Below are 11,299 nucleotides of genomic sequence, written 5' to 3' on the forward strand. Positions count from 1 at the left end.
ACAAACCATTGGCCGGTCGCACGGTAAATCAACGGCGTTTTGTGACGCCAGCAGTGTGCGTAGCTGTGTTCGATTTTGCTGCTTGCCAAAAGGTTGCCGGTTTCTTCCAGCCATTGCAGGATGACGGGATTGGCTTCCCAAACGCGCATACCAGCGACACGAGGTGTTTCGCTGATGTATTTGCCTTCGGCGTTGACAGGGTTGTAAAGCTCGATACCGTATTTATTGCAGACAGCGTAGTCTTCCAGACCATGCGCAGGGGCGGTGTGTACCAAACCGGTACCGGCATCGGTGGTCACATGGTCGCCGTTGAGCATGGGAATATCGCGTTCGAGGAACGGATGGTTCATGTGCAGGTTTTCCAGCTTGTCGCCGGTTGTTTCTGCCAATACATTCAGGTCGTCTGAAGCAAAACCGTAACGTTTGAGCGCATCTTCTGCCAAATCTTTGGACAACACCAATTTGCCTTTAGGCGTATCAATCAGTTGATACACCACGTCTGCACCAGCTGAAACAGCTTGGCTCGCAGGCAAAGTCCAAGGCGTGGTTGTCCAGATAACGGCAAACGCTTTGCCTTCGATGCCGGACAAACTGAATGCGGCGGCAAGCGCGGCAGTGTCTTTAAACGGATAGGCAACGTCAATCGCAGGCGATACTTTGTCTTTGTATTCCACTTCGGCTTCGGCCAATGAAGAGCCGCAGTCCAAGCAGAATTGAACAGGTTTTGCGCCGCGGTAAAGATAGCCGGATTTGTAGATTTCGCCGAGCATACGCACGGTATCGGCTTCGGTTTTGAAATCCATGGTCAGGTAAGGATTGTCCCAGTCACCCAACACGCCCAAGCGGATAAAGTCTTTTTTCTGACGGGCAATCTGTTCGGCGGCGTATTCGCGGCACAATTCGCGGAAGCGCGCTTTAGGCATGTCTTTGCCGTGCAATTTTTCTACCATCACTTCGATAGGCAAACCGTGGCAGTCCCAACCCGGTACATAAGGCGCGTCAAAACCGGCTTGGGTTTTGCTGCGGATAATGATGTCTTTAAGAATTTTGTTGACGGCATGACCGATGTGGATGTCGCCGTTGGCATACGGAGGACCGTCGTGCAGAATGAATTTCGGACGGCCTTTGGCGATTTCGCGCAGTTTTTGGTAGCGTTTTTGCTCATACCAGCTTTTCAGCCATGCAGGCTCGCGCTTGGCAAGATTGCCGCGCATTGGAAACGGGCTCTCGAGCAGGTTTACGGTTTTACTGTAATCGGTCATTTTTTGATCTCTATTGTTGCGGTATTTCGGTTTCAGACGACCTGATTGCTCATTTTGAAAAGAACAGGCCGTCTGAAAAAATTCAAAGGACTTATTGTAGCCCAATTGTCTTGATTTTATAAGCTTCTAGAAGCGTTTCTATGCTTCCCAAACCCTCGCATCTTCCATATCTTGCAAAATTTGGGTTTTCAATGCTTCGATACTCTCAAATTTTTTCTCGTCACGCAGTTTGTGCAGGAAGCGGACGAAGATGCGTTGGCCGTACAAATCGCCGTTGAAATCGAACAGATGGACTTCCAGCTTTTGCGAGCGGTTGTTGCTGACAGTGGGGTTAAAACCAAAACTGGCCACGCCTCGGCGCGTGCCGAATGTGCCGTCTGCCTCAACGACAAATACGCCGCTTAACGCATAATGATACGGGGGAAGCTGAACATTGGCGGTAGGTGCGTTGATGGTGCGGCCGAGTTTTTGCCCGTGCTTGACCTTGCCGCTCAACACATAATCATGGCCCAACAGTTTTTTGGCGTATTCCAACTTGCCGTCTGAAAGGGCTTGGCGGACGGCGGTACTGCTGGTACGGATGTCTTCAACGATAACGGACGGCGTGCGCTCGGTTTGCATATCGGGCTGTTGTGCCAAGAGTTCAAAACAACCTTCACGGCCGGCACCGAAACGGAAATCGTCGCCAATCAGCAGATACCGCGTATTGAGCGTTTGGCGCAAAAGCTGGTCGATAAACGCTTGTGCGCTCATATCGGAGAAAGCTTGGTTAAAACGCAAGACCCAAACGGCATCCACACAGCCGGTTTCACGCAAAAGGCGCAATTTGGTACGCAGCGGGCTGATGCGGTAAGGCAGCTTTTTCCCGGCTTTGCGCGCAAAAAATTCTTTGGGCTGAGGCTCAAAAACAACAACGACAACAGGCAGACCGCGCTGGTCTGCCTCTCGTTTGAGTTTTTGTAGAATGTGTTTGTGCCCGAGGTGTACGCCGTCGAAGTTGCCGATGGTTACGGCGGCTCCTTGCGGAAATTTGGGCGCGTGTCGCTGTCCAAGCCAGATGTTCATGGGTGGTGGTATTGTGTTTGAATAGGCGGCTATTGTAAACGTTATTGCCGTTTCAATAAACCTTAGGCCGTCTGAAACCAATAAATATATGCGTTCAGACGGCCCTAAAGTTTGTTAATACCTTACCACCACCAAGGATAACGGCCAAACGGATAGCCCCAATCGTCGTAATAACGATAGTAGCGGGCTTCGCGCAGCTGTTCTTGGGAAATATAGTTTTGCCATGCCATTTTGTAGCAGGCTTGGAACATCGGATCGGAAACTTTGTCGATATATTTGAGACGGAAGGCTTTTTGTTCCGCAGTTGCGGCACCGGGTTTGCCTTCTTCGTCAAATTTGCGGCGGATCAGCGCGGCAGTTTCTTGGTCGCATTGAGCGGCAAGATTGACTTGAAGGTCCTGCTCATAGCGTTTCTGCGCTTGGGCGCGTGCGGCTTTTTGCTCAGGCGTGGTGGCACAGGCGGCAAGTAATGCGGCAGCACCAATCAATAAGGTCAGGCGGATAGGATTCATCGGATGTTTCCTTATACTCATGCATGGCTATTAATGTACGCCCTCATCTTGCAATGAGCAAGTGTGGCAACTTGGGAACACTTTATATTATTTGTTCTTGGTAGCAGGCAGTTGCATATAAAATACACCCAGTATAAACGCTCGACCCAATCCTCAAATCAATGAACGACGACAAACGGCCCCACTCTTACCGACCGCGCCACCATAGGCAACACACGCCGCCGTTTTGGCAGGCGGACCGTCCGTACCTGCACGAACACAATATTTCCGATGCCCGTTTCAGACGGCTGGGTTACATCATGGCCTTTCTTGCCGGAGCGATTAATGCCGGCGGTTACTTCGCATTCTCACGTTATACCTCCCACGTTACCGGCTCAATGTCGCTGTTGGCAGATGTTTTGTATCTTCAAGAGTGGAGTGTGGCCATTATTGCCACAATCAGTGTGTTATGTTTTGTTGCAGGAGCCGCGCATTCGGGCTGGGTCATTTTGTGGACGCAGCAAATGCGTTTCCGTGGCAGCTTTGGTTTTTCCATGTGGCTGGAAGCGGTTTATCTGTTGATATTCGGCTTATTCGGCATTACCGCGATGGAATGGGATTTTGGCGGCCCGGATTTCATCATGCCGTCTTTAGCATTGTTTTTATTGTGCTTTATCATGGGCATGCACAATACCGTCATTACGCTTTTGTCCGGTTCCGCCATCCGTTCCACCCACATGACCGGCACGGCAACCGATTTGGGCATTGAAATTTCACGCGCACTTTATTATTCCAAGCAACATCATCCGCGCCTGCCTCACGTCCGCGTCAACAAACCGAAAATGTGGCTTTTAAGCGGCCTAATGCTGTCGTTTTTACTGGGCGGCGTGGTTGGCGTATGGGGTTATCATTTGGTCGGCCATCATTTCGCCCTGCCCGTTTCCGCCGTTTTGCTCATACTGGGTGCAGGTTCAGTGGGATACGATGTCAAGGTCAGATTGAAATGGGCATTCGTCAACTGGTACCGCCGCAAGCAGAAAAAACGGAAGAAACTGTAAAAAACTTTGCTTGTTATTTCGCGGCAAAATGACCAAACTGTCGGAGAAATGCAGAAATGCTTCAGGATTATGTTAACTGGCAAATATTTTCGTAATATCGGGTTAAACCCATTCTTTTGCGTTTCGGATATTGGGTATCATAAATCCGTAATGACCCACGCGGTTTTTATTCATTTTTTCAGACGGCCCGGGCCGTCATCTAAAAAGAGGATACGACATGAAATTCTTGAAACCCCTGACCGTTATTGCCACTGCGATTCCTTTGGCGCTCACCGGCTGTGTAACTGATCCTGTTACCGGCCAACAATCCGCCAGCAAAACCGCCATGTACGGTTTGGGTGGTGCGGCTGTTTGCGGCATCGTTGGTGCGCTGACCCATGGTGGTAAAGGCGCACGTAACTCCGCATTGGCTTGTGGTGCAGTAGGTGCCGGTATCGGCGGTTACATGGACTACCAAGAGAAAAAACTGCGTCAAAGCTTGGCCAACACCAACATCGAAGTTGAACGTCAAGGCAACCAAATCAAACTGGTTATGCCTGAAAACGTAACCTTCGCTACCGGCAGCGCTGCCCTGAGCGGCCATGCTCAAAGCGCCTTGTCTGCCGCTGCGCAAACTTTGGTTCAATATCCTGACACGACTTTGACCATTAACGGCCACACCGACAACACCGGTAACGACGCCATCAACGAGCCATTGTCTCGCAACCGCGCCGAATCTGTTGCTACCTTCCTGCAATCCCGTGGCGTAAGCAGCACCCGTTTGAGCACTTTCGGTTACGGCTCCCGTCAACCCATCGCTTCCAACGCTACTGTTGAAGGCCGCGCACAAAACCGCCGCGTTGAAATCTTGATCAACCCTGACCAACGCGCCATTGATGCCGCTAAAAAACAAATGTAATCCGACATCTGTCCGATTCCCATACTTAAGGCCGTCTGAATTTTCAGACGGCCTTTTTCTTTGTAGATTTTGTTTGCAATTTCTTCTCCGCAACCAAACCTGTCATAAAATTTATTCTTTTATTAACAAGACTTTTCAATTTTTCCTTTAAAAAACTGTATTAATACTCTAATTTTTACACTAACTTAGAGTATAATTCCTAAAATTTTAAAAACACGCCTCATGCCGTCTGAAAACGGCAGCGAAAAACACACTTATTTATATACACATCAGCCCGTTATCCAATCCATTTCATAGGATTTCAGACGGCACCATCCAAAATCTATGAAGGAGCATCCATGCAAAACAACTTTGACCCATTGATTATCCGTGGCAAATCACTGATTCCCGTCGTACAAGGCGGTATGGGTGTAGGCGTTTCCGCATCAAAACTCTCCAGCGCGGTTGCGCGCGAAAACGGCGTAGGTACCATCGCCAGTGTCGATTTGCGCCACTTGCACGAAGATTTGCTGGCCGAATCAAAAATCGATTCCAGCGAAGAAAAATACACCCGCCTCAACTGCATCGCGCTTGACCGTGAAATCAAAAAAGCCAAAGCCGATTCAGAAGGCAAAGGCATGATCGCCGTCAACGTCATGAAAGCCGTCAAAGACCATGCCGCCTACGTTCGTCAGGCCTGCGAATCCGGTGCAGACGCGATTGTGATGGGCGCAGGTTTGCCTTTAGATCTGCCGGAAATGGCAGAGGGCTACCACAAAGATGTCGCCCTTTTCCCTATTTTGTCTGAGTCACGCGGTATCAATATCGTTTTGAAACGTTGGATGAAAAAAGGCATCTTGCCCGATGCCATCGTTATCGAACACCCTGCCCACGCAGCCGGCCACTTGGGTGCGGCAACCGTTGACGGCGTGAACGATGCTAAATTCGAGTTCAAACGCGTTATTGAAGAAACGTTTGAAGTATTCAAAAACTTGGGTTTGGAAAGCGAAAAAATCCCGTTGATACTCGCCGGCGGCATGGCAAACTTTGAAAAAGTCAAAACAGCCTTGAAAAACTGGGGCGCGTCCGCCGTCCAAATTGGTACTGCGTTTGCCGTAACTGAAGAAGGCGATGCCCACATCAACTTCAAGAAAACGCTGACCGGTGCGGAAACCGAACAAGTGGTTGAATTCATGTCTGTTGCCGGTTTGCCTGCTCGTGGCGTGCGCACCAAATTCCTCGACAGCTACATCAAACGCGAAGCCAAATTGCAAGCCAATGCCAAAAACGATCCGCGCCGTTGCACCCAAGGCCTGAACTGTCTGACCAGCTGCGGCTTGCGCGACGGTTTGGCCAAAGCCGGCCAATTCTGTATCGACATCCAACTTTCCGCCGCATTCCGCGGCGAAGTCGATAAAGGCCTATTTTTCCGCGGTAAAGACCCACTGCCGTTTGGCAACGCCATCCGTACGGTTCAAGAAACCATTCATTATCTCTTGAACGGTTCCCTGCCCGCCGTCCCTGCCAAATAAACGCATCAACACTCAAAAGGCCGTCTGAAAAACATTTAAACCCTGTTTTCAGACGGCCTTTTTGTCCCAATCCATCTAAAAAATGCTAAGATTGTTGCCTGAATTTATCCGGCTGAAACATCATGAACCCATTATTGAACCATCTCAAACCCTATCCTTTCGCCCGCCTGCGTGAAGCCATGCAAGGTATTGATGCACCCACAGGCATGACGCCTATTCATCTGCAAATTGGCGAGCCGAAACATCCGACGCCCAAAGTCATTACAGATGCGCTGACCGCCTCCCTGCACGAACTGGAAAAATATCCGCTGACCGCAGGCCTGCCCGAACTGCGCCAAGCCTGCGCCGAATGGGTTGCCCGCCGTTATGATGGTTTGAGCCTCAATCCCGACAATGAAATCCTACCGGTATTGGGCAGCCGGGAAGCTTTGTTCTCTTTTATCCAAACCGTTTTAAATCCGGCTTCAGACGGCCCCAAACCGGTCGTTATCAGCCCTAATCCTTTCTATCAAATTTACGAAGGCGCGACTATTTTGGGCGGCGGCGAAATCCATTTTGCCAACTGTCCTGCACCCAGCTTCAACCCCGATTGGAGCAGCCTGCCCGAAGACGTATGGCAGCGCACCAAAGTTCTGATTGTCTGCTCGCCCAACAACCCGAGCGGTAGCGTCCTGCAATTAGAAGACTGGAAAGAAATCTTTGATTTGCAAGACAAATACGGCTTCGTTATTGCCTCTGACGAATGCTATTCCGAAATCTATTTTGACAACAACAAACCAATCGGCGGCCTGCAGGCTGCAGCGCAATTAGGACGCGGCACACGCAACATTATTATGTTTACCAGCCTGTCTAAACGCTCCAATGTCCCCGGTTTGCGTTCAGGGTTTGTCGCAGGCGATGCCGAGTTACTCAAAAACTTCCTGCTCTACCGCACCTACCACGGCAGCGCGATGAGTATTCCCGTCCAACGCGCCAGCATTGCCGCTTGGAACGATGAAGAACACGTCATTGACAACCGCCGTCTCTACCAAGAAAAATTCGACCGCGTCATCCCTATTTTGCAACAGGCATTCGATGTCAAACTGCCTGACGCGTCGTTCTACATTTGGCTGAAAGTTCCCGATGGCGACGACTTGGCATTTACGCGCAACCTGTGGCAGAAAGCCGCTATTCAAGTGTTGCCCGGCCGCTTCCTCGCCCGCGATACCGAACAAGGCAATCCGGGCGAAGGCTACGTCCGCATCGCTTTGGTTGCTGATGTGGAAAGCTGCGTTAAAGCGGCTGAAACCATGGTTGCTTTATACCGCCGATAAAACAAAGGCCGTCTGAAATTTCAGACGGCCTTTTTAAATAAACCAAGTTATATCACGAAATCCAACAGATAAAAATCTTCTTTGCCTACGCCGCACTCAGGGCATTTCCAGTCGTCGGGAATATCCTCAAACTTGGTTCCGGCAGGCAGGCCGTGCTCAGGGTCGCCGAGGTCTTCGTCGTAAATCCAGCCGCAAGGGCCGCACATATATTGAGCCATTTTGTGTTCCTTCTATTTTTAAAGGCCGTCTGAAACCGTATTTTCAGACGGCCTTTCGTGTGTTTTATTGTTGATATTTTGAATTTATTTCGCTGCTTCCAAAGTGGCGATTTCTTTACGCAGGTGTTTGATGGCCGGTGTTACGATGGCGACAAACATGGCCTCGCGGACGCGGCGTTGCGCCGGACTGCGCATCAGATAACCTTTCGCGCCGGCATGCAATGCGGCAGATTGAGTGGCGTTCAGTGCCAACACAGCAGCGGCTTCACGCAGTTTTAAGGTTGCCAGCGTATCAGGTTTGTTGTTCCACGCATTATCGGCAAGGCGTTCGGTTTCCGCCCATGCGCCGTCCAACGCGGCTTTCAAATCATCATAACTGTGGTCGAGGTATGAGTTCACTTCCGCGTTCACTACATTGGCCATGCGGATAATACCGAGCGCACCGTCAATCACACCGGCGCCGATACCTATTTGCAGCAAGATGAAACCGGCTTTAATGGTCGGAATATAAGACTGGAACTGCTCAGGCGTAGCAATCACATCTTCATCGGGAATAAACACGTCTTTAAAATTCAGGCTGTAAGTGCGCGTGCCTTCCAAACCGCAAAACTCAGGGCAATCTTGCAGGGTAACGCCTTCCCATTGGCCGCCGGTGATAAACATCACATAGCTGTCGCCGACTTGGGCGGTATTCGCCCAAATATGGTCTTCGCCGATATTGGATACCCAAGGCAAAGCGCCGTTGACTTTGTAGCCGCCTTCAACGCGCTCTGCTTGCAGGTTGTGTTTTTCAATGCCGGCAAGGTGTTTGACGGTATTGGACATGCCCGTACCGGCTAAGACTTTACCCTGCAGAATATCGGCGAAGTATTTGTCTTTAACCGCTTGATTAGGCGATTGGTGCAGATACCACGCGCAAGCCACCTGACACCATGCGCTGAACGAAGTGGCGCCGCATTCTTTACCGATTTCGCGCAATACGGCGATTTGCGTTGCCAAACCCAAACCGTTACCGCCTTCTTCAACCGTACCGGTCGCGGCAAAACCGCCGATTTTGCCCAATTCCAGCATAAATTCTTTCGGATACAGGCCTTTGCGGTCGATGTCGTCCACCAATGGTTTCAGCTTGCTTTTAACGAGTGCGGCAACATTGTTCAGTAAAGCTTCGCGTGTCATGATTTTTTCCTCTGAATAAGGTTTAAAGCGTAGATGGTTCCACTCATGAATTATTCTTGGCAACAAGGATATCCCTTGCTTTTTACTAAAAGGCCGTCTGAATTTTCAGACGGCCTTTGATGAGATTAGGCAAATGCCTGCAATTCAGGATTGATTTCAGTTTTGGCAAGGTTATTGACGTAGTTGCACAAGGTTGCCAAAGCAACGCCCATAACGACTTCAACAGCTTGCTGTTGGTTGTAGCCTGCATCAAAGAAAGCTTTCAGCTCGTCGTCGGATACCGCGCCTTTTTTCGCCATAACGGCTTGGGTGAATGTCGCCAAAGCACCCAGTTTGGCATCGTCAAACTCGCCTGCAGCTAATGCGCGTGCGGCTTTGATGGATTGTTCGGACAGCAGTTTTTTCAGGGTAGCCAGTTTGGTGTGGCCAGCAACGCAGAAACCGCATTCGTTGGTACGGGCAGCAATGATTTGGACAACTTCAACTTCGCCGTCAGTCAGGCTGTTGGCCGCATTCAGCTTGCCAACTTCTTGATAAAACGCCAAAGCTTCAGGCGCATTGGCCAAAACGCCGATCAGGTTAGGAATAAAACCGTTGTTTTTCAATACGGCTTCAATGCGTGGTTTAGCAGCTTCAGGAGCGGTTTCAACTGTGTGTATGGTTAAACGTGACATCTTTATGACCTTTTTTGTAATAAAACGAAGTGGACATGATAAGCCATTCGTTTTTGTTAGAAAAAGATTAATTGGTTATTTACCGTAAACCAAAAGTTATAAGGCCGTCTGAACGGATTCAGACGGCCTTATCATAACGATTCAACTCATTATTTTATAAAGTTTTTCAGCAGCATAGAAGCGATATCGTCCAAGCCGAAGCCATCCGCATCTTGAGCCGTGCCGTTAGGCGTGGCTTTATCGACCAAGTCAGGCAATACTTTTGCCAACAAATCGCCTGCTTGACCGGCATCTACGCCAAATTTTTGCGCGATTTGGTTTACCGTATCGCTGCCCAACGCATTTTGCAGGTCGCTGCCGGACACAGGCAGATTGCTGGATTGGTTGGAAACCCAGCTGCTCAGGGCATCGCCCAAACCGCCTTGTTGCAGTTGGTTGATCAGGTTGCCCACGCCGCCTTGCTGTTTCACCAAATCCATCGCCATATCGGTCAGAGAACCTTGTGCGCCGTTTTCGCTGTTGCCACCCAACATTTGAGTAGCTGCATTCAAAAGATTGTCCATGAGTGCCATGACTTTTTCCTTGTATTTGTGTCTAAAAAAAGAAAACGGAGTGTAGCAAAATTTGCGCTGAAAAAATCAGGCTTAACCAAACTAAACTTCTTTTATCCCAAAGCCGTAACAAAACAAAGGCCGTCTGAAACCAAGTTTCAGACGGCCTTTATAATGAATAATGCTATTCTTCGCGGCCATTGAAATACTCTGCCGCGCCACCTTCGAAAAACCCTTGCAAAATCGCCTGCGCCGCTACTTGGTCAAGTACGGATTTTTGTTTTCGGCCAAATACTTGTGCTTCTGCAAGCAGGCTTTCCGCGTATAGGGAAGACATCCTTTCGTCCACCCAATAAACCGGCAAATTAAAACGTCCGTGCAAACGGCGGCCAAACTTGCGGCTCAAACGGGTCAGCTCATGCTCCGTGCCGTCGGTATGCGTCGGCAGTCCAACCACAAAATACTTGGGTTGCCATTCTTTGACCAGCTTGGCAATGGCCTCAAATTTCTCATCATTGCTGTTGCCGGTTACCGTCGCCAGCGGATGGGTCATGCCCAACTCGGCATCCCCCTGCGCCACGCCGATACGCGCCTCGCCGAAGTCAAAGGCCAAAACCGTGCCTTTTGGTGCATCAGGCATGGCCGACTCCTGAAACCAAGGCGTTCGGATTGACGCCCAATTTTTCAAAAGCGGCGGCATAACGGAGTTCGTAAGGGACATCAAAAAGAATATGCTCGTCCGCAGGGACGGTCAGCCAAACATTTTCTGCCAGCTCTCGCTCTAACTGCCCTTTGCCCCATTTGGAATAACCAATGCTGATCAAAGCCTTATCAACCGCACCTTCTTTAGACAAGTTTTCAATCACATCGCGCGAAGAAGTCAGCGCGACGTTATCTGTTACCACCATACTGTTTTGCCAGCGGCCGATCGGCGTATGCACGACATAGCCGCGCTCAATTTGAACCGGCCCGCCCATCATCACGTTTTCATGTTGCAGGCGCAATGGGATATTGCGGTCGGCGGCGGCGAAAATCATGTCCATGGTAATCGGCGAAGGCTTGTTGATGATGATGCCCAGCGC

At 50.0% G+C, this 11,299-nt stretch carries 13 protein-coding genes; 4 read left to right on the forward strand and 9 right to left on the reverse strand.

The window, feature by feature from the left end; genetic code table 11:
• The 3 genes from ACTHS3_RS07610 to ACTHS3_RS07620 form a co-directional block, all read right to left on the reverse strand.
• Window positions 1–1,262, reverse strand: a 1,262-nt coding sequence (locus ACTHS3_RS07610; RefSeq protein ID WP_440367578.1) for a class I tRNA ligase family protein, incomplete at its 3' end; no start/stop codon positions are given.
• Between the two features lie 138 nt (window positions 1,263–1,400).
• Window positions 1,401–2,327 carry a bifunctional riboflavin kinase/FAD synthetase gene (ribF, locus tag ACTHS3_RS07615; RefSeq protein WP_063075392.1) on the reverse strand — a complete coding sequence of 309 codons (927 nt, stop codon included), beginning with the start codon at window positions 2,325–2,327 and terminating at the stop codon, window positions 1,401–1,403.
• A 122-nt stretch (window positions 2,328–2,449) separates the two neighbouring features.
• The gene (locus tag ACTHS3_RS07620) at window positions 2,450–2,839 is read right to left on the reverse strand and encodes a hypothetical protein (protein WP_049351446.1); all 390 of its coding nucleotides are present in this window, start codon (window positions 2,837–2,839) and stop codon (window positions 2,450–2,452) included.
• 161 nt (window positions 2,840–3,000) lie between these two features.
• On the opposite strand from ACTHS3_RS07620, the gene ACTHS3_RS07625 reads away from it, so the two are divergent.
• The 4 genes from ACTHS3_RS07625 to dapC all read left to right on the forward strand — a co-directional run bounded on the left by ACTHS3_RS07625 (window position 3,001) and on the right by dapC (window position 7,598).
• Complete coding sequence (locus ACTHS3_RS07625; RefSeq protein ID WP_440367580.1) at window positions 3,001–3,876, forward strand: YoaK family protein; 876 nt, start codon at window positions 3,001–3,003, stop codon at window positions 3,874–3,876.
• A gap of 217 nt (window positions 3,877–4,093) precedes the next feature.
• The gene (locus ACTHS3_RS07630) at window positions 4,094–4,774 is read left to right on the forward strand and encodes an OmpA family protein (protein ID WP_004520099.1); all 681 of its coding nucleotides are present in this window, start codon (window positions 4,094–4,096) and stop codon (window positions 4,772–4,774) included.
• A gap of 338 nt (window positions 4,775–5,112) precedes the next feature.
• Window positions 5,113–6,285 carry an NAD(P)H-dependent flavin oxidoreductase gene (locus tag ACTHS3_RS07635; RefSeq protein WP_137040981.1) on the forward strand — a complete coding sequence of 391 codons (1,173 nt, stop codon included), beginning with the start codon at window positions 5,113–5,115 and terminating at the stop codon, window positions 6,283–6,285.
• Window positions 6,286–6,407: 122 nt separating this feature from the next.
• Window positions 6,408–7,598, forward strand: a complete 1,191-nt coding sequence (gene dapC, locus ACTHS3_RS07640; RefSeq protein ID WP_440367581.1) for a succinyldiaminopimelate transaminase — start codon at window positions 6,408–6,410, stop codon at window positions 7,596–7,598.
• A 47-nt stretch (window positions 7,599–7,645) separates the two neighbouring features.
• Here dapC and ACTHS3_RS07645 read toward each other — a convergent pair whose 3' ends face one another.
• The 6 genes from ACTHS3_RS07645 to ACTHS3_RS07670 form a co-directional block, all read right to left on the reverse strand.
• Window positions 7,646–7,816 (reverse strand): rubredoxin, encoded by a 171-nt coding sequence (locus tag ACTHS3_RS07645; RefSeq protein ID WP_003680460.1) that lies wholly within the window; start codon window positions 7,814–7,816, stop codon window positions 7,646–7,648.
• Window positions 7,817–7,900: 84 nt separating this feature from the next.
• On the reverse strand, window positions 7,901–8,992 hold the full coding sequence (locus ACTHS3_RS07650; RefSeq protein WP_440367583.1) for an acyl-CoA dehydrogenase family protein: 1,092 nt from the start codon (window positions 8,990–8,992) through the stop codon (window positions 7,901–7,903).
• Between the two features lie 125 nt (window positions 8,993–9,117).
• Window positions 9,118–9,666, reverse strand: coding sequence for a carboxymuconolactone decarboxylase family protein (locus ACTHS3_RS07655; protein ID WP_003685141.1), 549 nt, complete (start codon window positions 9,664–9,666; stop codon window positions 9,118–9,120).
• Between the two features lie 149 nt (window positions 9,667–9,815).
• Window positions 9,816–10,238 carry a YidB family protein gene (locus tag ACTHS3_RS07660; RefSeq protein ID WP_003747321.1) on the reverse strand — a complete coding sequence of 141 codons (423 nt, stop codon included), beginning with the start codon at window positions 10,236–10,238 and terminating at the stop codon, window positions 9,816–9,818.
• 163 nt (window positions 10,239–10,401) lie between these two features.
• A complete protein-coding gene (ruvX, locus tag ACTHS3_RS07665; RefSeq protein ID WP_003680463.1) occupies window positions 10,402–10,857 on the reverse strand; it encodes a Holliday junction resolvase RuvX in 456 nt (151 codons plus the stop codon).
• The coding region (locus ACTHS3_RS07670) for a YqgE/AlgH family protein (RefSeq protein ID WP_440367586.1) at window positions 10,850–11,299 on the reverse strand (450 nt) is incomplete at its 5' end. The genes ACTHS3_RS07670 and ruvX, both read right to left, overlap by 8 nt.

It is taken from the genome of Neisseria sp. P0009.S007, assembly GCF_051962515.1.